At 47.0% G+C, this 21,156-nt stretch carries 13 protein-coding genes; all 13 read right to left on the minus strand.

All coding sequences use genetic code 11. The features are described from left to right. Positions 1-416: 416 nt before the first annotated feature. The 13 genes from ACQKPA_RS13455 to ACQKPA_RS13515 all read right to left on the minus strand — a co-directional run bounded on the left by ACQKPA_RS13455 (position 417) and on the right by ACQKPA_RS13515 (position 21,151). Entirely contained in the window at positions 417-2,315 is a 1,899-nt protein-coding gene (locus tag ACQKPA_RS13455; protein WP_427492954.1) for a helicase-related protein, read from the minus strand. Between the two features lie 447 nt (positions 2,316-2,762). Continuing rightward, the gene (locus ACQKPA_RS13460) at positions 2,763-3,185 is read right to left on the minus strand and encodes a hypothetical protein (RefSeq protein ID WP_427492956.1); all 423 of its coding nucleotides are present in this window, start codon (positions 3,183-3,185) and stop codon (positions 2,763-2,765) included. Between the two features lie 512 nt (positions 3,186-3,697). Then, positions 3,698-4,420, minus strand: coding sequence for a response regulator (locus tag ACQKPA_RS13465; protein ID WP_071219809.1), 723 nt, complete (start codon positions 4,418-4,420; stop codon positions 3,698-3,700). A gap of 4 nt (positions 4,421-4,424) precedes the next feature. Continuing rightward, complete coding sequence (locus ACQKPA_RS13470; RefSeq protein ID WP_127596369.1) at positions 4,425-5,579, minus strand: sensor histidine kinase; 1,155 nt, start codon at positions 5,577-5,579, stop codon at positions 4,425-4,427. A gap of 45 nt (positions 5,580-5,624) precedes the next feature. After that, on the minus strand, positions 5,625-8,327 hold the full coding sequence (locus tag ACQKPA_RS13475; RefSeq protein ID WP_427492959.1) for a stalk domain-containing protein: 2,703 nt from the start codon (positions 8,325-8,327) through the stop codon (positions 5,625-5,627). A 454-nt stretch (positions 8,328-8,781) separates the two neighbouring features. Further along, positions 8,782-9,987, minus strand: a complete 1,206-nt coding sequence (gene metK / locus ACQKPA_RS13480) for a methionine adenosyltransferase (protein ID WP_100540938.1) — start codon at positions 9,985-9,987, stop codon at positions 8,782-8,784. A gap of 224 nt (positions 9,988-10,211) precedes the next feature. Beyond that, the gene (locus ACQKPA_RS13485) at positions 10,212-10,499 is read right to left on the minus strand and encodes a small, acid-soluble spore protein, alpha/beta type (RefSeq protein ID WP_427492961.1); all 288 of its coding nucleotides are present in this window, start codon (positions 10,497-10,499) and stop codon (positions 10,212-10,214) included. A gap of 188 nt (positions 10,500-10,687) precedes the next feature. Next, complete coding sequence (locus tag ACQKPA_RS13490) at positions 10,688-11,197, minus strand: hypothetical protein (RefSeq protein ID WP_427492963.1); 510 nt, start codon at positions 11,195-11,197, stop codon at positions 10,688-10,690. A gap of 110 nt (positions 11,198-11,307) precedes the next feature. Further along, positions 11,308-14,334, minus strand: coding sequence for an Ig-like domain-containing protein (locus ACQKPA_RS13495; protein WP_427492964.1), 3,027 nt, complete (start codon positions 14,332-14,334; stop codon positions 11,308-11,310). A 367-nt stretch (positions 14,335-14,701) separates the two neighbouring features. After that, positions 14,702-15,046 (minus strand): hypothetical protein, encoded by a 345-nt coding sequence (locus ACQKPA_RS13500; protein ID WP_100540942.1) that lies wholly within the window; start codon positions 15,044-15,046, stop codon positions 14,702-14,704. A 252-nt stretch (positions 15,047-15,298) separates the two neighbouring features. Then, positions 15,299-18,937 (minus strand): S-layer homology domain-containing protein, encoded by a 3,639-nt coding sequence (locus ACQKPA_RS13505; RefSeq protein WP_427492966.1) that lies wholly within the window; start codon positions 18,935-18,937, stop codon positions 15,299-15,301. Positions 18,938-19,154: 217 nt separating this feature from the next. Next, entirely contained in the window at positions 19,155-20,279 is a 1,125-nt protein-coding gene (locus ACQKPA_RS13510) for a glycosyltransferase family 4 protein (RefSeq protein WP_427492968.1), read from the minus strand. Positions 20,280-20,392: 113 nt separating this feature from the next. Then, the gene (locus ACQKPA_RS13515; protein ID WP_427492970.1) at positions 20,393-21,151 is read right to left on the minus strand and encodes a WecB/TagA/CpsF family glycosyltransferase; all 759 of its coding nucleotides are present in this window, start codon (positions 21,149-21,151) and stop codon (positions 20,393-20,395) included. Positions 21,152-21,156: the final 5 nt, after the last annotated feature.

Consider the following 21,156-nt stretch of genomic DNA (forward strand, 5'->3'; position numbering starts at 1 on the left):
AGCCAACCACTCTCTCATCTGTGTATCGTAGGTTACCGCACTTCGGTTCAGAACAAAACTTCGATGGCTCAAGCCTGGTCGAATGCAGTCGGGGCAGCCGATTCCCCGCCCGCAACGCCAACATTTAGGTTTCATAATCCAGGGGATATTCCGATAACAGGCACGGCATATGCCCGGAAGTTGCCGGGTGAATGAACCTGTTTTTCCACAAGCGAGACAGGTTTCGTCAATTGGTTTGAGCAAACGATGCATATGTTCGAGCAGATGGCTAAAGACGTTAGATATCAAATATGTTCCTTCCTTTCTCAGAGGGATAGAATAAAGAATGATAGACGTCACTCAACGGATAAAAAGACTACACACAACAACAGTGCGTATATGAGTGCTACACTAAATATCATGCTCAGTTCAACTCCCTACTCTTTCGACAATTCCTGAACAGATCGTAAATACCCTCCCTTATGGGCGATTCTGTTCATCGCTTTGATTTGCCGGACTGCCGAGCTTTGGCTCTGAGTCCATTGAGGAGCAGCAAATACTACTCGACCCGCCGGGTCATCCTTTGATCGGCCCGCGCGGCCGGCCATTTGAATTAATGCAGCTTCGTCAAAAAGCTCACTGTCCGCATCCAAAATAAACACGTCACTCTTCGGAACCGTTACCCCGCGTTCAAGAATGGTCGTTGTCACGAGCAAGCGAAGCTCCCGGTTACGAAAGGCCATCACTTTGCTTGCCCGTTCCGGATCGATGGATGAAGTCCCTTCAATCGGCATATTGGTTATGGTCTTTCGAAGCAGCTCCAGAATCGGAGCAATATGCTTGATGCGGGAAACGAACAGGAACACTTGAGCACCGCGGGATAGAGATGCGCTCAGACTGCGGACCAAGAGTGGGGAAAGCTTTTTTTCTTGTAGACAGCGGTTCACCGTCAAGATTTTCAGCTTTTGTGGAACGGGTAACGGATGACCGTGGAAGCGTGCGGGGACTTTGGCATGTGGCAATCTGCCTGCAGCCGCCTCACGCTGTAATGGCGTTGGCGGTGTGGCTGATAGGTAGATATACTTCCCCCCTGTTTTGCAAGCACCTTTAGCCGCGTAATCCAGCATCGGATCATTATGATACGGGAAGGCATCTATCTCGTCGATCACCACCAGGTCAAAAGCCCTCTTGAAACGCAGCAGTTGATGCGTCGTTGCCAGCGTGATGCTCCCCCTCTTCCATCTGTCCGGACTTCCCCCATATAACGTGACTACCGTCTGTTCCGGGAAGGCCATGGATAGACGTGGTGCCAGCTCCAGCACCACGTCCCGTCTTGGCGCAGCAACCAGCACACACCCACCTGCATCCAGGATGGACTGCAGCAGCGGAAAGATCATCTCGGTCTTTCCGGCACCGGTCACCGCCCAGATGAGAAACCGGGCAGCCCCCGCGGAGCCCCCTGCGGGCGGCTCCGCCAAAAACCGCAGCGCAGCGCCAGCGGCGGCGCTCTGCGCTGCGCTTAGCCCCCACCGGCCCAAGGCCGCGGTGGGGGAACCCCCGGCCGTGCCCCGCACGGCCGATCCTGCTGCGCCATGCAGCAGCAGGGCACAGGCGCGGCTGCGCCCCATCGCGAGGCAGGCCTCGCAATAGGCGCAAGCCGCCGAGCCGCACGCGGCGCATGCCGTGCGGCTTCGGGCCTCGCTGCCGCATCGCCGGCAGCGGGGGGCCATGGCCCGGCGGCGAAGCCAGCCGGCCGCACCCTGCGGGGCAGGCTGTGCCAGCCCCGCTTCCAACCGCAGGCGGCCCAGCAGGACGCCGAGCTGGGCCGCAGGGCGCCAGTCGCCGGTGTCCCCGGCGACCTCCACCAATAAGGCCTCGACCTCGCCGGCAAGCAGGGCTCGTCCTGCCATACACTGAATCAGCAGCTCTGCCTGCTGCATCAACAAACCCCAATCCTCAGCCTCGTTCCTATCTTCGATAGAGTAATTTACATACGATCCGTCCAACATCTGAATCTCCTTTAACAAATCACTCCATTGCGATCTGCTTCCTTCAGGCTCATGTAATAAGAACGAACTTAAGCCCTGGTACAAATATTTCTGCCAATCGGATTTCCCCCATTGATCCATGTCTTGGATAGATCGAAATCTCTCTTTAATAACAACGGCCCATCCAAGTGGAACCCGTGTTGATAACAGCACTAATGACAAGGCACTCGTCTTCTCATCCGTCCATCTATTCACTTCACACCACCATCGAGTATCCACCCGCATATCCAGCGAGAGATAACACTCCCATTTCTCTGATGTTCGTATGGCATATACGGCAATCTTCATGAAATCAACTCCAATATCGAGACATATAAGTTGGTAAAAGGCCGAGTGCTGGTACGTTATTCAGAAGCACATGTTTCAAGATTTCATTTCTTCAGCTACCAACTCCTATGCTGAGACCATTACATTATGAAACAGATCCTTCTCACGATGCCCTATGTTGAAATCTGTCACCCCTTTCTTTTAGCTGCCTTATTCCCAATTCTTCAGGTCGGGTACACGTACTGCTACGAGGGACAGTCAATCACATGGAACCAAGATCGGAGTTGAGTGTAGGAGGTTCAGTGAGGTTCAGCCATAGGCAAAGTAAGAACAAACACGCTTGGATGTGGGAAAGCCGCTCCTCTCCCCAGAAATGCAAAAAACACACCCCTCGCTTACGCTAGGAGTGTGCTTCACGCCTTTAACAATATGAATACGAACCTGGTAACCAAAACAACTTGCAGATGTTTATCCCTGTACATATGGAATTCGAACAGCCTCCATCGGGTTTCTTAGATCGATCCGTATCACTTCTTCTTCATTCGGATCGGCATCCACTTCCCGTGATGCCGAACCATCGGACCTCCAAGTCCCATATACCAGTTCAATTCCGGACAAATGAGTCAATCTCTGGACAATCTTCAGTGTATCATCGTACGACTGATCATCAAGGACGGTGACACGCACGCGCGTCCCGCTCAGCAGGGCATACCATGAAAGGGCTCTCAAATACCATTCCACCTGCCGCTCATGGTTGGACGTGATCAGCACATAATGCTTAAGCCGCCCCGTTCCTTCACCGGCTCTTCTGAGTTGACGGGCATGCACGATATGAATCAGAGCTACAGCAATCCCGTACACCGCGAGTATCCACAGCAATTGGGCAACCATGAGACTCACCTCCTTCTCTTATCAACAATATATGCTGATCAGGAGGGGACGGTGACAGTGATGTAACCAGAGCCCACACGTAACTTAATGGGAACGGCTCAAACACCGTAAGAAGAACATCTGTCGGGTCGTTACCTTCACAGAAGACAGATTGCTTTTTGAAGTATGTCTTATTGCGATACCAAGAAGGCCTACTTCGAAGTTTATACATGCCTGATATCTTAAGAACAGCATCATCGATGTAAATTCACGAAAGACATACCGCATTCCTAATTAGATTTCCTTGCGATATCAAAAAGACCCCTACTTCGAAATTTATACTTTCTGATATCCTAAGATGGAATAACTATGACACCTTCACGAAAGGCCGACCTCGCTGAATAAGTTCTTCTTATCCTTATCAAGGTTGTTCAGCGTCGCTGAAATCTTATAACTCCATATCATAACAAAAAGGAACCGCCCTTGGCAGTTCCCTCCCTATGTAAGACGCGTCCGTGCATTCGGATCGGCGATTACAACGTCACCCAGCCATATTTGATCGAGTTGATAACCGCTTGCGTACGGTCGTCCACTTCCATCTTCTGCAAAATGCTGCTGACGTGGTTTTTTACAGTTTTTTCACTAATGAACAGGTACTCCCCTATCATCTTGTTGCTCTTGCCTTCGGCCATTAGTCTAAGCACTTCCGCTTCGCGCCTTGTCAATGGGTTATTCTCGCCTGCCACGAACTTGACTCCAGCCTCACGCGAACCGCTCTCAGCCATAGCGCCTGCTTCGTTTACATAAGTCATCCGGCGGAGCTGTTGAATGAGCTTGCCCGTAACTTTCGGATGGATAAATGCATATCCCTCATGTACCGAACGAATCGCATTAATCAGTGACTCGGCTTCCATATCCTTCAGGAGGTAACCGTTAGCTCCCTTACGGAGCGTTTCAAACACATAACTTTCATCGTCATGAATCGACAGTATGATAACTTTGATTTCAGGAAACATTTCACGTAGTTTCTCAGTTGCTTGAACGCCATTTTCGGTGGGCATGTTGATATCCATCAGCACGATATCCGGCTTCACTTCATTACAGAACTCAAGTACTTGAATTCCATCGCCGCATTCACCGATAACGTCAATGTCGTCCTCCATATTCAGTATACGCTTCAGACCCTCCCTAAACAGCTGGTGGTCATCCGCTAATAATACTTTTATAATCGTGTTCTCTTTTTCCAAATGTTCCATCCGATTACTCCTTTCTCTTTTCTACGTTCGTCGGGATATGAATCACGATCTTGGTTCCTTGATTCTCAGCTGAATCGATCTCCATTCTCCCTTCGAGCAGCTCAACCCTCTCCCGCATGCCAATTAACCCAAAGTGGTCCCTGCTTTTCTGCTCCAGCAAATCGACATTGAATCCCAGGCCATTGTCCTGTACAACGATTTTGACCAATTGCGCCTGGTACGTGATTTCAACAAGCACATAAGTCGGGTAAGCATGTTTTGCAGCATTCGAAAGTGCTTCCTGCACCAACCGGTAGATGGCAGCCTCCATCGCAGAAGAGAGACGATGCTCTTTTCCCCGTGTCTCGAAGATCGTGCGGATTTTCGATTTTTCTTCATAATCATGCACGTATTTACGCAACGTGGGGATTAATCCTAGATCATCGAGTGCCATTGGACGCAGATTAAAAATGACTTTTCGCATTTCCTCCAAGCTCGATCGAACCTGGCCCTTCAAATCTACTATTTCGTCCTGCACCATCTTAAATTCCTGCTTGGCGAGCATTCTTTCTACAATTTCCGTCCTAAGAACCAGATTCGCCAGCAATTGTGCAGGTCCATCATGAATCTCTCTGGAAATGCGTTTCCGTTCCTCTTCCTGCGCCAAAATAATTTTGAGACCAATGACCTGTCTGTTTTTCGCAGATTCGATGATTCGGGATACCTGCCCCAGCTCTCCGGACAAGTATTCCAATACCACGCCCATCTGAGATCCGATCGATTCTGCACGCTCCACGGAGTTCTCGACATTACGAACCCGCTTCTGCAGCTCATCTCGTCTTGCCTTCAGATACATTTCCTTTTCCCGGTAGATCATGAGGTCAAGCTGAAGCTGCGTTGCTTTCTCATACGCCTGCTTGATGTCCTCTTCCTTGTACCGGACAAAATCCCGGCTGACCTCGGTCAGCCGGATCCGGGAACGGCGGTAGTTCAGCTCCAGCTGATCTACCTTCTCTAAGGTTTCCGTCGTTTCTTTTAATGTCCGCTGCAGTTCATGATTGAGAGACGCGAGCTCCTGCCGCGACGCCTCCAATATTTCGAACATTTGGTATTTGCTGTCCTCCATCACTTTGATGGCATTTTTTATGACACGGTCGATGGCATCGGCTTGATAATCCACGCACTCTACTCCATTTCTAACGTTTCATATACATATCATACCATATCACGATTCGATCGTAACGGTCTTCGTGTTCTTGTCCCATTTTACTTTAAGGCCTAATTGCTCGGAAACGAGACGAAGAGGGACCAAAGTCCTACCACCTTGAACCATAGGTGCTACAGCCGCCGAACTGCGCTTACCGTTTAGAATGAATTCCTTCTTGCCGACCGTCAGTTCCATGAGCATGCCGCCCCTCAGGACACCCACCCGCTGAGCGGATTGGTTCCAGGTTGCTTGCCCGCCGAACGCGTCGAGCACATGCTTAATCGGAACGTAAGTCGTTCCATTCTTCAATATTGGTGCCGAATCAATTGCCACTTTCGAACCATTCAGCATCAGCGATTTTTGCCCAATGGTCATGACCGCTTTGCCTGTTGGAAGTCCTTCATTCCCGGATAGGGACGGCATCGTGAAGCGGATATCGTCAAAAGAAACAGCTCCTGTCAATGCACGCTCGTCCTGGCCTTCTTCCACGTTTACGACATACAAGCGCTTCATCTGTGCCGGGAATGCAATGTTATATCCGCTGAGATCGATGCTCAGTGTCTTCCAGCCGCTCCAATCAATTGCTTTTGCCAAGTCGACGTACACGGTTTTCCCATTATTGTCCTTGAGCTCGGCGCGCAGCCAGTTCAGGCTGTTATCTCCCTCCACATCGATGGTCATGGCCGTTGCCTGTGTAGGGATCACTTTGCCAGTTGCGCCATTCAACTCGGCGTAAGCGTACATTTTTTGTCCTAATCCGCCTGTCATATCATAAGTCAAGTTCAAGACTTTGGATGATGCTTTTGCTCCGCTACCATTTTGGATCGCTGCCGCCCCGGTAACTGCCGGCACATTGGTCGTGAACTTCACCGGGTAATTCACATTTTCGAAGTTCTCCCACGTGCTCTCGCCCGCCGCCGATAAAATAACGACCGTGCTAAAGCCGTCATAGCGTGCGATGGCGTAACCGACTTTCGTATTGCTGTTCACGGAGGATACGGTCAGGCGGCCGTCTTTCACGCTGCCTTTAAATCCGATAAACTCCCATTTCAGTGCACTGCTCGGAACCTCCAAGCTTTGACCGTTGCCTGTTACGGCCGTCACCGGCACGGAAACGCTCGTTCCAGCCTGCAGCGGTGCGCTTGATACGCCGGTTGTCAATGCAACAAGATCATCCGCGCCCAGCACCTTGACTTGCATCGTAGCTTTCGTGCTGCCGCTTACTGCCGTCAGTGTTGAGGTACCCGGCTTTGTCGCTTTAATGCTTTGTCCGTTGACCGCTAGATTGCCGTTGCTGGACTTCCAAGTCGGTTTAATCGAACCTGCCTCAATTGGATTATAGTAGGTATCATAGCCTTTCAGTTCATACGTGCCGATCTGGCCGATCAGGAGCGTGTTGCTTCCGCTTACTTTTAAGCCCTTCAAGCTGCCCTGAGGTGCCGTGGAGAACACGCCGAGTGCGTTAACGATGCTGCGCTGCGTGGTGCCGTATTCCGTATTGAAGGTCAACTGCGTGTTCATCTCGGCAAGTGGACGGTTTACCATCGTTGTCGATCCGCCGCCGTCCAGGTTCATTCCCTTCCATACGCCAACCTTCGTCATGAAATCCTGAAGCTGCTGCAGTGTCATGCCTTTGCTGTTATCGTTGCTCTCCGTAGCAATCAGGTAAGCGTAACGTCCGTCTTTAGAGTAACCAACGGCTGTACGTGCCCTGCTCCCTCCAATCGAATTCACGTTTCGAGAGAATGAAGTGGCCTTGCCGTTATCCACCAGAATCGTATGGCCGCCAATCATCATTTGGAGTGTAGTTGGGTCCAGTTCTTTACCTGATTTTTTGGACACCAAAGCATAATCGGCTTCCAGCCTCTGTCCAACTGCCAGATTTTGTTTCACGAACTCTGCAGCAGCACCATGGGTTCGTAAGATGTAGCTTCCCTCCGGTATCGCTGTTTGCAATCCTGCCATTACTGAAATATCGGTGATGACCCCATCCGTTACCATAACCTCCGTTGGCGTTGTCGAGCTGTTCTTAGGACGCTCAATAGCCTTCCATGCGCTGGTGTAGATATAAGCTGAATTCGCATGACTATACGTAGATCCGGTGCCCTCAGGAGCATAAGATGTTTTGTTCATGCCCGCGAGTGGGAGTGAGGCTCCATTTTCAGCTGTAATACTCCCCGAGAATGCAAACTCATCCAGAATTGGCGTTCCATCGTTTGTTACTCCAAAAGCATACATGCCTTTCAGTTCCGATGGGGTTGACATCAGCTGACCGTTCGATACTTGAGCACCCATCGGAGCCCCTTCGCTGCCAGTATTAAAAAAGTCACCATTAATAGCAGCTACCGCGCCGTTCTCCTTCGCCATTCCGCCCGTGCTTTGTCTCGTTGTAAATTTATTTCCTTGGCCAGTCATGACGTCCAATTTCACATATTCGTTGTTCAAATCCACCCGAATGACATTCGCCAACGATTTTGCGCCAGTGCTGTTGATATACTGATACTTCATCAATACCGCGCCGGAAGTTATGATTTCCTCACCGAGCTTCTTAGCCGATGTTGATGCCGCATAAGCTACCGAGGATGTTGGTAGATTCCCTATCACTGGTATTCCGCTGCTCAGCACAGGACCCACCCAGATGACTCCTGCCAATGTAATAATCAACCATTTCTTGCCTACACCAGATGTTGTAGACTTCAGTGTTTTCCCCTGACTAACCATGTAATCGTAACTCTCCCATCTCTCGTTCAACACGGATGCCGAACATATAAAGTCTCTAATTAATAGACTTCATTTTTGCGGAAAAGTTACGAATTTGTTATAAAAAAACACTTTCGCGTATCGTACACCAAGTCTTATACAATTTGTAGCGGCATTTTTTAGGAGTCTATGTAAATCAATCCTATGTTACTATATTTTCTTACAAAAGTAACTAGTTTGTCATAAAGTTTATTCCTCGTTTTCCATATATTCATCGGAAAGGCTAATAACGATGACGGGTGATCAGCTTTTTTAATTATTGCATTTTTGTCATTTTCTCCGGTTCAACTGTGTTAAATCTCTACTCATAATTAGAAAGAGAAACAGAAAAAAGGCATGCACCGATTTTTTTCAGAAGAAAAATTAAATCAGCACATGCCTAAATTTTATATCTGTTACATATCTTAAAATTACCTTAGTTTACGCCAGCTTGTTCTTTCAACGCTTCCGCTTTGTCTACGCGCTCCCAAGGAAGATCGAGATCTGTACGACCAAAATGTCCGTAAGCAGCGGTTTGTTTGTAGATCGGACGACGAAGATCCAGCATGCGAATGATTCCAGCCGGACGCAGGTCGAAGTTGTTACGCACAAGCTCAACCAGCTTCTCTTCGCTCACTTTACCTGTTCCGTAAGTATCTACACTAATCGACACTGGGTTAGCGACACCAATAGCGTAGGCCAATTGAATTTCGCACTTGTCCGCAAGTCCTGCAGCAACCAGGTTTTTAGCCACGTAGCGAGCCGCATAAGCAGCGGAACGGTCAACCTTTGTAGGATCCTTACCGGAAAATGCACCGCCGCCATGACGAGCGTAGCCGCCATAGGTGTCCACGATGATTTTGCGGCCTGTCAGACCAGCGTCCCCTTGAGGACCACCGATTACGAAACGGCCGGTAGGGTTAATGAAATATTTAGTTTCTGCGTCCAGCAATTCAGCCGGTACGACAGGAAGAATAACTTGTTCTTTAATATCCTTCTGGATTTGCTCCAGCGTTGCTTCTTCGGCATGTTGAGTCGATACTACGATCGTATCCACGCGAACTGGCGTATTGCCATCATACTCAACCGTTACCTGGGTTTTACCGTCCGGACGCAGGTATTCCAGCGTACCATCTTTACGAACCTCGGACAACCGACGAGCGATACGGTGAGACAATGCAATCGGAAGAGGCATCAGTTCAGGGGTCTCGTTCGTTGCAAAACCAAACATCAGACCTTGGTCGCCAGCACCGATGTTCTCAGTTTCCTTGTCCACTTGGGAAGGATCACGATTCTCCAGTGCAGCGTTTACCCCCTGTGCAATATCGGCAGATTGCTCATTCAGCGATGTCAACACCGCGCATGTATTGGAATCAAAACCGTATTTTGCACGGGTATACCCGATTTCCTTCACGGTATTGCGTACGATGGATGGAATATCCACGTATTCAGATTTAGTGCTAATTTCACCAATGACCAAAACAAGACCAGTCGCCACAGAAACTTCACAAGCTACGCGTGCGTTCGGATCGTTAGCCAAAAAAGCATCGAGTACCGCATCAGAAATCTGGTCACAGATTTTATCCGGATGTCCTTCAGTTACGGACTCAGATGTAAATAAACGTCGCCCTGTTAAAGACATGAGATCAACCTCCCATATGAATAGTATGTGATATATCAAGAGGTCCTACACAAAAAATGAACCTTTTCCGACAGGAAAAGGTTTGAAATGTACAATCCTCAACATGCATATTAACTTATTTGTTACCAGGTGTCAATCCAGTAAGTAAGCTGTTTTTCAAGGATTTTCTTGGGTTTTTCAATCATTTTAATCAAGAATAAGTTCCACTTGTAACTGAAAAACGACTACAGTCTACCGAAGAGACTTTCTTCAGCGTTTCGAACCAAACGTTTAGTGATCTCTCCACCAACGGATCCGTTATCACGGGATGTTAGATGTCCCCATCCAGGACGACGGCTGGAAGTTCCACCTCCGATGGTTCCTAACTCGGAACCAAATTCCGTATCGGCTCCATTGGAACCGCTACCATATCCTACAGGTAATCCAAACTCTGCTGCAATTTCGTATTTCATTTGCTTCAGCATTTCACGACTCTCCGGTACCACTTGACGGTTACGACTGCTGCGTGCCATGAAAATACACCTCCTGTATTGGTTTTTACAGAAGTATTATTTGTCGATTTCAAAGCACTCACACGTATAAAAGGTTGTCACAACTGGCAATAATTATAAGAGGAATAAGCCGGGCAAAAGTCCTCGCCAGACCCACTCGAGGATGAAGCGGTATCAGCAAATGTCTAACGCACCCTAGTTGCCGATCATTACTTAATGGTGTAGCCGCCGCGCACCATGACAATCAGATTACTGGTCTGTCCTTCTTTCACCTGTATGCCGCGACCTTCACGCGGGAAGGAAAGCAGATGGTTCTTAGGCGCTGTTTCACCGTTTAACAGGTCTTTACCATCCGTCAGATCTGCAACGCCGCTAGCGACTTCTGTGTAGATCACAGCATTACCCGAACGCACGATGAACTCCGTTCCTGCGTCGGCAATAAGAATCTTGTCTGGCTTCAGCGCAACGTTCTTGACTTCTTCAGTACTTGTGGATGGTTCTGTGGGATTTGTAGGATTTGTTGGGTTCGTAGATCCTCCACCACCGCCGTTCAGTGCCTGCTGGATTTGTTGATCTACGTAGCTTTTGGTGACGACCGGGTCGTCAGTGGTGCCGGGGGTGGTGCCTGCCCCGTCGGCGGGGGTGTTGAGGATGGAGCCCCCTATAAAACATACAGATAAAATAAAAACCAGAGATATAGTTCTTGTAGCTTTCCTCATTAGTACCTCCTACTTTGAGCTTATTTTTATAAATGAGTATCCTCTGACAAACAAAGGAGCCCATTCGCTGAATGGGCCCCTTCCGGGTAAATAATCAAACTTTTTAAATATTAATATTTACCAGTAGTTTGAATCTCAACGGAATTAGCTGCATTTCCTTTAGTATCAGTTACGAATTTGGAAGATGCAAAGTTAGGACCGGAGTAAATTTCTACCGTTTTGCCAGCAACATCACCCTCAAAAGTGATCGCAACTTGTTTAGTACCAACAGGTGCTACAGATGTTACTTTAACTTCCACTCCACCAACAAATACTTGGAAAGCAGTAGCATTAGCTTCAACAGTCAAAGCCTCGTCAAAAGTCAATGTAGCAGTAGTTTTATCACTAGCTTTCGCAAATACTACAGTGTCTTTTACGTAAGTTGGGCTGATCGCATCAGCGATAACAATATTACCAGATACTTTCAATCCGTTATAGTTAACAGATTGTGGGTTGGAAGACTTGACTCTGAGTTCCAGATCTTTCAAATCAGGTGCAAGAACGTTGCTACCTGTAAGGTCGAATGTAACATTCGCACCATTATGACTTGCAACACTCACATCATAAGTAACACCAGTAACTGTATTCTTAACTTCAAAGTCTCTTGCATCAACATAAGAGAGGTTTCCGTCAAACTCAGTTACGATAGTGTCCTTATCAGTTGCTTTAGCTGATTTGAAGGTAAGAGTTTGTTGTCCTTTTTCTTTAACACTTGTGTTCAAAACGTTACCAGAGATGTAATTTCCATTCGCATCGGCTACGTTGGTAACACGCAAACTAATCGGTTGTTTCACTTGGTTAGGAGCTGTTCCAGTGATATTTACATATCCACCCTCTACAGCCGGCAAGGAGATACGAATAGTTTCTGCATTAACTGCAGTTACCTCAGTGTTTACTGGCAATGGGCCATAAACACCCGATGTAACATCTTTATTGAAGTTGTATTTGTTAGCTTCCAGTGCACTTCCTGCACCATCAAGAGCCATCGGCTTGCTATAGTGAACAACGATATCCAGACCTGCAAAATTAGAATCGTTACCTGGATAAGTCACTTCATAGTACGAAGTAGCAAGAACTTGTGGTCTTTCGATGTCACCCAAGTCAATTGTTGTAGAGTACGGCAACATAGCGTTTCCGATTGCAGCTCTGTCACGAATGTTACTGATTTCCAATGTGTATACTCCGGAAGCCAATTGACCGATCGAAGTGATTTTCACTTTTTTGTTTTGGGAATTTGCTACAATAACAGGTTTATTTACTGGGTTACCTTTAGTAGTGAAACCTTTACCTGTAACAACTTTACCATCTTTATCTTTCAACACATAGTTAGCTGTGTTCTCAACATCTCCGAGATCTACAGCTTCACTAAATTCAACAGTGAACTCATGGTTATTTCCTTTAACTTCAGCAGAAACACCTACAACAGTTGGACGCTCAGTATCAAGCTCAGGAGTTACTTTAACATCGCGATTCGCGCTGTTATTGCTGTAGTCAGTAACGCCTTCCAGGTAAATTGTAGTTTCTGCCAGGCTGAGTTTGTTTGTACCGAAATCAACATATACCTTATTGTCTCTGATTGTAGCTTTACCTGTCTTACCGCTGGAAGTATGGTAAACCTTGCTTACAGATTTAATTGGCTCGTTGAACTCGATAGTAGCGGAACTCAGGTCATACGTAGTAGCTTTCACAACTTCTGGTGCAGTTTTATCTTCTGCAACCGTGAAGCTTTGAGATTCAGGCTGAATTGTGAAACCGGCATAGTCCTTAACATTGCGAACTGTCAATTCATGGTTACCAACAGCAAGCTCAGTGCTGATGATTGCAATGTTAGGGTATTGATATGTTACATAACCACTAACTGCTTTACCATCAACTTGGAAGTTAGAAGTAGAAACCACAGTCGATTGTTGTACTGGCTCAGAGAATACAACTTTAAATGCTTTCGTTCCAAGACCAACTACTTCTTTAACTTCTGGCAGTGTTGTGTCTACTGGAGAGAATTTAAGTGCTTCATTGAAAGTTCTGGATCTGTCAGCGTTTTTAACACCTTTAACATTGATGGTGTATTCTTTTTGCTGGTTCAGAACGCCGCTTTCTTGAGCAATAGTCAGAGTTACTGTTTTACCATCTTCGCTCAATTCAGCATTAGATTCAAAAGTAAGACCAGTGATGGAGTAGTTACCGCCATTCTCAGCAGTAGCTTCATCAACTTCACCGTCAAATGCTACAACAACTTGCTTCAGGTTGTTAGCAGACACACCTTGGATCTTAGTAGCTGCAGTTACAACCCAAGTAACGTTTTCAGTGTACTCGTAGTTGTTATGTGTAAATTTAACTTCTTGAGCAACGTTAGCTTTCAAAGCAGTTTCCAAAGTTACTTTAACAACTTCGTTGTTAGCAAGTTTGAATTCAACTACTTTGCCATCTTCTTTCACTTCGTAAGAAACCACTTTTGGTTTTTGTTGAGCCAGGTAGATGGAGTAAGCAACGTCAACCAGTTGGGAACGGGAAGCGTTAGCTTTAGGGTTAGCTTTAGCGTCTACCAAACCAGCGTTGATTGCCGCTTGAACATAACCTTTAGCCCAGTCAGAAGCGTTGTTGTTAGTTTCTGTTGGGATTTCAAGTTTTTGAGCAGTAACGAGAACCTTCGCCATTTCTTGAATGGTAATTTTACCATTGAAGTCGAAGATCATTTTCGTTGTGTTTTTACCTTCCATCAGACCAGCAGCGTATACTGCTTCTACATAAGGAGCTGGCCATTTGCTAGCCTTGTAGTTTTTGTCTTTGAAAGATGCTTTGCCTTGGATTGGCTCGAGACCCATGATGCCAACCAGAACTTTAGCAAACTCAGCACGAGTCATGTCTTTTTCAAGACCAGCAGTTCCGTCTGGATAACCAGTGAAGATCCCTTTTTCTTTCAGTACATCAAATTTCTGTTGTGTGTTAAGCGCATCGTCACCGAATGCAACAGAAGCAAACATGGAGAATGCCATTGCTGTAGACAGTGCTACGGATAAAATTTTCTTCATAACCTTTTTTTCTCCTCCTTGAATCATCACTTGATTATTTTCTTTAATTTGGTAGCTCTTATCACTCATTTGTCCTGCACCTCCTTTCTCGAGTTGAGCATAAATCATAAATGATGTCTGTGACGATATCACAGAATCTTGTTAACGAGAGAACACTACAAACTAGAATAGATTCCTAATCCTACCTAGGTATTATACAACGAGTCCCCAACACCGTAAAGAACATTTTTCTAATTAATAGACAATCTTCTTGTATCGGATAATCTTGGTTACCTCATTGGGCTCTACATTATAAACGTTTGGTTTTCCAAAAAGTTGCGGTGGTTGCAAAGTTTTTTTTAATTTTTTTTCAGAATTTACTCGTATCCTATAACAACCCCTCTTTTACATATTACGACAACAAAAAAAGACGCCCTCTGGGCGCCTTTGTAGAATACTAGCGAATCTTCATAGCAAGCTGGATAATTCGTGCACGCATCTCTGGATTGCTGTGCAGCGTGCTGTACATCTGATCGATCTCCGTTTTATTCGTACGATATGTCTTATCATGTTTAATTGTAGTATGTGACCATTGGATCAACGCATTCTCAGCCGCTGTCATTTCGTTAAATGAATCATGAAAGCCTGTCTCAACAACGAGTCCCTCCATGACTTCCTGAGTTATCTCATCATGAGCGGCACGAGCCAGCTCAATCTTCTTCTCCATCACTTTGGCTTTTTCCTCGAACTTGGTCTTCGCCTTCATGTAGTCGAGCTGCGCTTTTGATAATATCGGCTTCATAAATTCATCTTCACCCTCTAAAAATAGTATGTGCTTCCGCTATTGTAGCGTATTCTACATGAAATTACAAAACAATAGATATTGGTAAACGGTTTCCTGGCCTCTGATAACACCCATAAGATCTTGCTAATTATGCCATTAATAACCTTATTGATTAAAAACCGCGCATGAAAAAACGAGAGCACTGCCAATAGAAATTGGGCATCTGCTCTCGTTCCTTTTGTCATGCAAGTCCTTGCTTATTCATGTTTCTTACAGCATTTTGAGCTTGCTCATCATGCGTTTAACGACGGTTGCCGTATCTGCGCGATTCAGCACCGCATCCGGGTTAAAGTTGTAGGTTGGTTTTTTCTCTCCTTCTTTCAAGCTGTTCGCTACACCGGTTAGAATACCGGCTTTGCTTACCGCAAGAATGGCTGGATAAGAGTAATTCGACTTGATATTGCCTACATCTTCGAACTGCTTCTGAAGCGCTGCTTTGTCTTTTTCGATTTCACCCATCTTCAGATTCAGTGCGCGTGCAATCATGTTGGCCGCTTCTTCGCGAGTCAGTTCCATATTAGGAGCAAAGCTCCGTGGCGCAATGCCACGAATAATTCCTTTTCTGGCAGCCGTCTCGATGTAACGGTAATCCCACTGCATGCTGTTGACTACACTTTCCTGATAAATGTCATCAAAAGTGAGCTTGTTCTTATCGGTATCGTAATCCAACGGAATATCCAGCAGCTTTACTATAATAGTAGCTAATTCACCGCGAGTCATTGGATCATACACGCCGAATGCATCCGTCTTGGACGCCTTCATATATCCTCTGGCCAGCACCAATTCAATATCGTTGCGGGCCGTCTTATGCGAAATCGCATCAGAGTAGCTATAACGTAAGGATTTAACTGCGTAATAACCAAACCCCTTGAATGGTGCCGTAACAGTTTTCTTCTTGGCGTCTACTTTCCCGCCGATGTTGATCCACGTTCCTTGGGACGGGTTATACCACCAAATGCCCAAGTTGCTGGAAGCCGAGTTCACCAGTGCAGAATCATATTTCAATGTAATTGTACCTTTTTGAGACAGCTCCATCCAATTCTGCGGAATCAATCGTTGATGAAATTCGTTGCCTTTCGCGTAAGGATGTGCTGCTGCCTTTACATTAAAGTCCTCAATGTTGCTGCTGTAGGCATTAAGCGAACCTGCATCCAGCCAGTAGAGTGGTGATGAATATCCGAAATGGGCAGCCGGGGTGAACCGGAACGCATTGTTATTATCCCCTGGAATCAGGGACAGGCGTCCGTCCATTTCCACGCCGTTCTCGATTTCGCCAATCCGGTTGTAGGCTTTAATCGTACGTCCATCAATCTGGTTGGCAATGCCAAACAGGATGTCATGCTCGCCGAGCAGGTTAATCGTAGGCACTTCCGCTGTTGGACTTGATTTCGCCTGTTGAAGCACGGTACCTTTCGGCAAAGACAGCGATACGCCGCCTTTAAACACGGACACTTTGCCTGACTTCGAAATATTCGTTTTAAACTGAGAGCCTTCCGTTGCATCGTCTGTGTACGTTACAACGAATTGCCCGCTTGTCTTTTTGGTGCCTTGTTCGATCGTGAACTTGATTGTGTTTTTGCCGTTTTTCAGGTTCTTGACCTCAAGACGGAAAATGTCGCTGATTTCGGATTTCACCATTGGCGTTTTGCCAATCAGAATGGAGTCAGCTCCTTCAGCCTTGATGCTTACCTCTACAAAGTTCTGTTTCAGCACGCCTTCGTTCGGCAGTTTCGGAGACAGCACTTGGTAAGGTGCACGTTCGCGCGTGATTTCGATAGTATCGGTTGTTGTAACCGACTGATAACGCGAACCGATGCTGATTGCCTGCAAACCAACCTCTGGTAGTGCGAGCTCTTTGAACACCACGCGAGCCGAGCTGGAGTTTGCGCCATTGACAATGGTGAAGTACCGGTCGTAATCCGCCGGATTAATGGGATCCAATTGCGTCTTCAGGGCACCGCCCGAGAGAGTCCAGGTTCCTGCGTTGTTTTTGGTAAAGACTGCAAAGATCGTTGGCGTAGGATGACTGAGGTTCACCGTAATCTCATCGGTGTATTCCACCTCAAAGCGAAGACCCAGAGCCTTTTCATATGTGTTATAGGCATTCTCGGCCGTTTCTCTGAACAAGCCGTCCGGATCAGATTCCGTGGCAGAACCAACCGGGAATGGAATCATGTTCTTGATTACTGAACGCGTATCGCTAAAATAAAGCAGGGTAAGCTTTGTCGAGATTTTCCCGCTCTTGTCAGCGACAACCAAAGTATTCGGACCTGGAATCAACTGCAGGAATGTCGTATCTGCAAAGCTGAACTCACCATTACCGTTCACTGTCAGATCGCGAGTGTTACCATTCAAGGAAATGGTAAGTCCTGAAGTTCCCGTGTAGTTCACAATCCGTCCTGTTACTTGATTGAAATCTGAGCTGTTCTTAAACACCTGATTATTATACAAATTATAAATATCAATATAAGAAGAGGACAAGAACGTCACCGGGATGACTTTGGTATCGGAAACGCCCGATGCATTGCTGACCTTGATGATCAGATTTTGCTGACCTGTCGGCAGGTTCGTAATTTTGAAAACCGTGTGGCCGTTGTAAGTAAACTTCTGGGCAATCGTACCGCCGCCCTTGCTGGATTCAATCTCAACATTGCCTGCATTCACTTGTTCCACCATTAAGTAGACCGGCAGTTCATTCAGGACGGTGTCGTTACCGCTTGGGAAAATGGATTGAGATGTAGCCGATACCGTTCCGCCACTCTCCGTTACGCCGTATAGTTGGTACACCTGCTTGATTGTAGGGGCATTGACATCGCGATAAGTAAAGGTACTTTGCACGTCAAACCCAGAATTAGTGTCTTTTATATAGACCAAATACTCCCCGCTCTGAGTGATGCTAACCGAGCCATTCGTTGTAAAAGGATACATCAAGGTATTGCCTAGTACGCTTGCTGCACCTACAGTTGCAGTTGTGTTCATGATTGGCGTCGTTGACCCCACCGGAAATACGGCTACTTCAAGAGTTGGGGGCACAGCTGGGGTACCGGCAACAGGAGCATCTACGATAACATAACCGGAAATTGTGCCGTTAACATTACCTGTCACAACGGTCTGCCCATCGATATTTGTGCTTCCGATCTTCAGTTGATTGACCGTCAATGATCCTGTCGGATGATAAACAACCTGTCTATTAATAGTCTGGGATTTCGATTCGGAGTTCACTACGATCACGAGATCGTTGACACCCTTCTTCAACTGGATCCCCGCGGAGTAATACGTATCGCCACCGCCGGCATACATGGCCATGCCGTTAACCGTCACGCCTTTGGAGCCGTTGGTTGCTTTTACGGAGATACTAACGGTCTGCGTAGTAACAACAACCGGCTTGGAAGCATTCTCTTCCAGGACACGTCCATCACTGAGCGCTACTTCATAAACAGCCGGTACATCGGAGAACTTCACATAAGCTGTGGCACTCATCTGCTGACCTTGCGTGCTCATACCGGACACGATGATTTTATTCACGCCCTGATTCAATTGGACATTCAGGAATTGGAACGTGTTCGCTGCTTCGTCCAGAATCGGCTTGACACCTGTTCCGCCCGTGGTTGTGTCATCAAAGCGTTTAATCTCATACGAGATGGTATTCGGGTTAATGCCATTGTAGGTACCCGAAACCGTAATGGAATTCCGGTTCTCCGGTGTTGGGGAATTCGGATCCGTACTTAGATTGGAAAAGTGAAAATACAAGGCTCCATTTGCAGCTGAAGCCGGTAATGCCGGAATTAGGGAAAAGAACATAGCAATGGCCAATAACAGGCTTGCTATTGTACGGAAATTTTTCTTCAACGGTTGTGCCTCCTTGATCATTCGGACGTTGGAGTCCGTTTTGGGTGTTATGTCGTTCACTGGGTCCCCTCGCTTTCACTGACAGATTGGTTCTAACGCATAGTTCATATATCGGTCCCAAACATTCAATTATTTAGAAAAAATCACAAAAAAGCCTCACCCTTTTTGGGTGAGGCTGGCATGTCCGATCCGGACACATCATGAAAAAGAATAAGTTCTATTTGGTGCGGCTTTCGGGATTTGCCTTCATTCGCATCCGGTTGATCAGACCCAGAATCGGCCGTTTGGTCTTGCCGACCAGACCGATAATTTCAGCACCGATCTGCATGAAACACATCATGACGCAGATAACGACGAAGGTGACCCAGTTTGCTTCATACATGGCAGCCGAAGATTGAATGACGGCCAGTACGCCGAAAAATGCGGCAATCACGTAAATGATCAACACCGTCTGACGGTGACTGAATCCAAGCTCGCGCAGACAGTGATGCAGATGCCCCTTGTCCGGAGCGAAGATCGGTTTCTTCTGGATTTTACGACGGATGATAGCGAAAAACGTATCGGACAACGGAACGCCGATAATAATCAGCGGCGTAATGAAGGATACAATCGCAATCTGTTTAAATCCAAGCAGGGACAGCATCGCCAAACAGAATCCAAGGAATAACGAGCCCGTATCCCCCATGAAAATCTTGGCCGGATGGAAGTTGAAGAACAGGAACCCGATAATGCTGCCGAGAAGCAGCAGACATAGCAGAGCTACGGTGGTATTGCCCATCAAGACGGCCATGACCAGAATTGTGCCGATCGCAATGCCGGAAACACCAGCTGCAAGTCCATCCAGTCCGTCAATGAGATTAATCGCGTTGGTTACGCCGACAATCCAGAAGATTGTCAGTGGGATCGATACCCAGCTCTCCAGCATGGAGTACCGGTCCTGGAACGGTATATTTACAAAGTCCACGGTAATATTAAATCCGAATACAACTACGCAAGCAGCTGCAATTTGTGCCAGAAACTTCACTTTGGCCGAAAGTTCAAATCGATCATCCAAGGCTCCGATCAATACGATCATGGAACCGCCGATCAGAAATGCCTTCATAAAGTTGGCATCGCGAGCCGACAGGCTATCCGGAAGAAAAGGAAGAACTGCAATCAGTCCAAGAATAAAAGCCAGATAGATGCCGAGTCCCCCGAGTCGGGGCATGATCCGGGTATGAACCTTGCGGGCATTAGGAACGTCAACGGCACCAATCTTAACCGCAAACTTCTTCACAAGCGGCGTTAAGAGCAGGGCGAGCGTCAGCGATACGATAAACCCGATGATGTATATCATTAACATGTAATCATTCGACCCCCAATATTGTCTACCGGTTGAATTATACTCCCTTCGGGTCCAAAAACCAATACCAATTTCCGGTGAAATCCCGGATTTCCCCCACAGAAATGAGCCATTTAGCTCGATTTCGTTACGTTTTCTTTCTCGCGCAGCACTTTCACTATGAATTTCGGCAGCGCAAGCATTCTTTTGTAACGGGTGGGCTCCTTCAGAAGGCGGTAAAACCATTCGAGACGAAGCTTTTGGAATACTTTCGGCGCACGCTTCAGTTTGCCGGAGATAATATCGAAAGATCCCCCGACTCCCATAACAACCGGAACTTGAAGCGCTTGTTTATGCTGCGCAATCCAAGGCTCTTGGTTGTCCGCACCACGGGCGACAAACAAAATATCCGGTGAAGCTGCCCGAATCTGCTCGATGACGGCAGCATCTTCATCAGGTCCAAAAAAACCGTCCCGGTAGCCGCATATAATCGCAGCCGGATATTGCATTTGTAACCTTTCGGCAGCTTCCTGAATCACTTCGGCAGTAGTTCCCAGCAGAAAGAACTTCCATCTATAGGTTTCCCCGACCTTCAACAATTCATGTAACAGCTCAAAGCCGGTAACGCGCCCCTCCAGCGGTTCGCCGCCGACACTGGCAGCCCAGACGATCCCCGTCCCATCCGGAACGATGATTTCGGCACTTTGCATCATCTGTTTATATTCCGGATGGTTTACGGCCGTCATCACCATGATCGGATTCGCCGTTATGACATGGTGGGGCTGCCTTGACTGAACAGCCTCTGTCAGGAATTTCACCGTATCTTTCATACTAAGCTTGGAAAAAGGAATCTCAAACACCGATACGGTAGGAAATGGATAGGTCTGTTTCATGTTTA

It is taken from the genome of Paenibacillus sp. NPDC093718, assembly GCF_050279985.1.
In the GTDB taxonomy this organism is placed as follows: domain Bacteria; phylum Bacillota; class Bacilli; order Paenibacillales; family Paenibacillaceae; genus Paenibacillus_AQ.

Excerpts from the sequence above, each read along its gene's own strand:
- ACQKPA_RS13455 (WP_427492954.1), bottom strand. The coding sequence starts at position 2,315 with ATGAAGATTGCCGTATATGCCATACGAACATCAGAGAAATGGGAGTGT.
- ACQKPA_RS13460 (WP_427492956.1), bottom strand. The coding sequence starts at position 3,185 with ATGGTTGCCCAATTGCTGTGGATACTCGCGGTGTACGGGATTGCTGTA.
- ACQKPA_RS13465 (WP_071219809.1), bottom strand. The coding sequence starts at position 4,420 with ATGGAACATTTGGAAAAAGAGAACACGATTATAAAAGTATTATTAGCG.
- ACQKPA_RS13475 (WP_427492959.1), bottom strand. The coding sequence starts at position 8,327 with ATGGTTAGTCAGGGGAAAACACTGAAGTCTACAACATCTGGTGTAGGC.
- metK (WP_100540938.1), bottom strand. The coding sequence starts at position 9,987 with ATGTCTTTAACAGGGCGACGTTTATTTACATCTGAGTCCGTAACTGAA.
- ACQKPA_RS13485 (WP_427492961.1), bottom strand. The coding sequence starts at position 10,499 with ATGGCACGCAGCAGTCGTAACCGTCAAGTGGTACCGGAGAGTCGTGAA.
- ACQKPA_RS13490 (WP_427492963.1), bottom strand. The coding sequence starts at position 11,197 with ATGAGGAAAGCTACAAGAACTATATCTCTGGTTTTTATTTTATCTGTA.
- ACQKPA_RS13495 (WP_427492964.1), bottom strand. The coding sequence starts at position 14,334 with ATGAGTGATAAGAGCTACCAAATTAAAGAAAATAATCAAGTGATGATT.
- ACQKPA_RS13500 (WP_100540942.1), bottom strand. The coding sequence starts at position 15,046 with ATGAAGCCGATATTATCAAAAGCGCAGCTCGACTACATGAAGGCGAAG.
- ACQKPA_RS13510 (WP_427492968.1), bottom strand. The coding sequence starts at position 20,279 with ATGTTAATGATATACATCATCGGGTTTATCGTATCGCTGACGCTCGCC.
- ACQKPA_RS13515 (WP_427492970.1), bottom strand. The coding sequence starts at position 21,151 with ATGAAACAGACCTATCCATTTCCTACCGTATCGGTGTTTGAGATTCCT.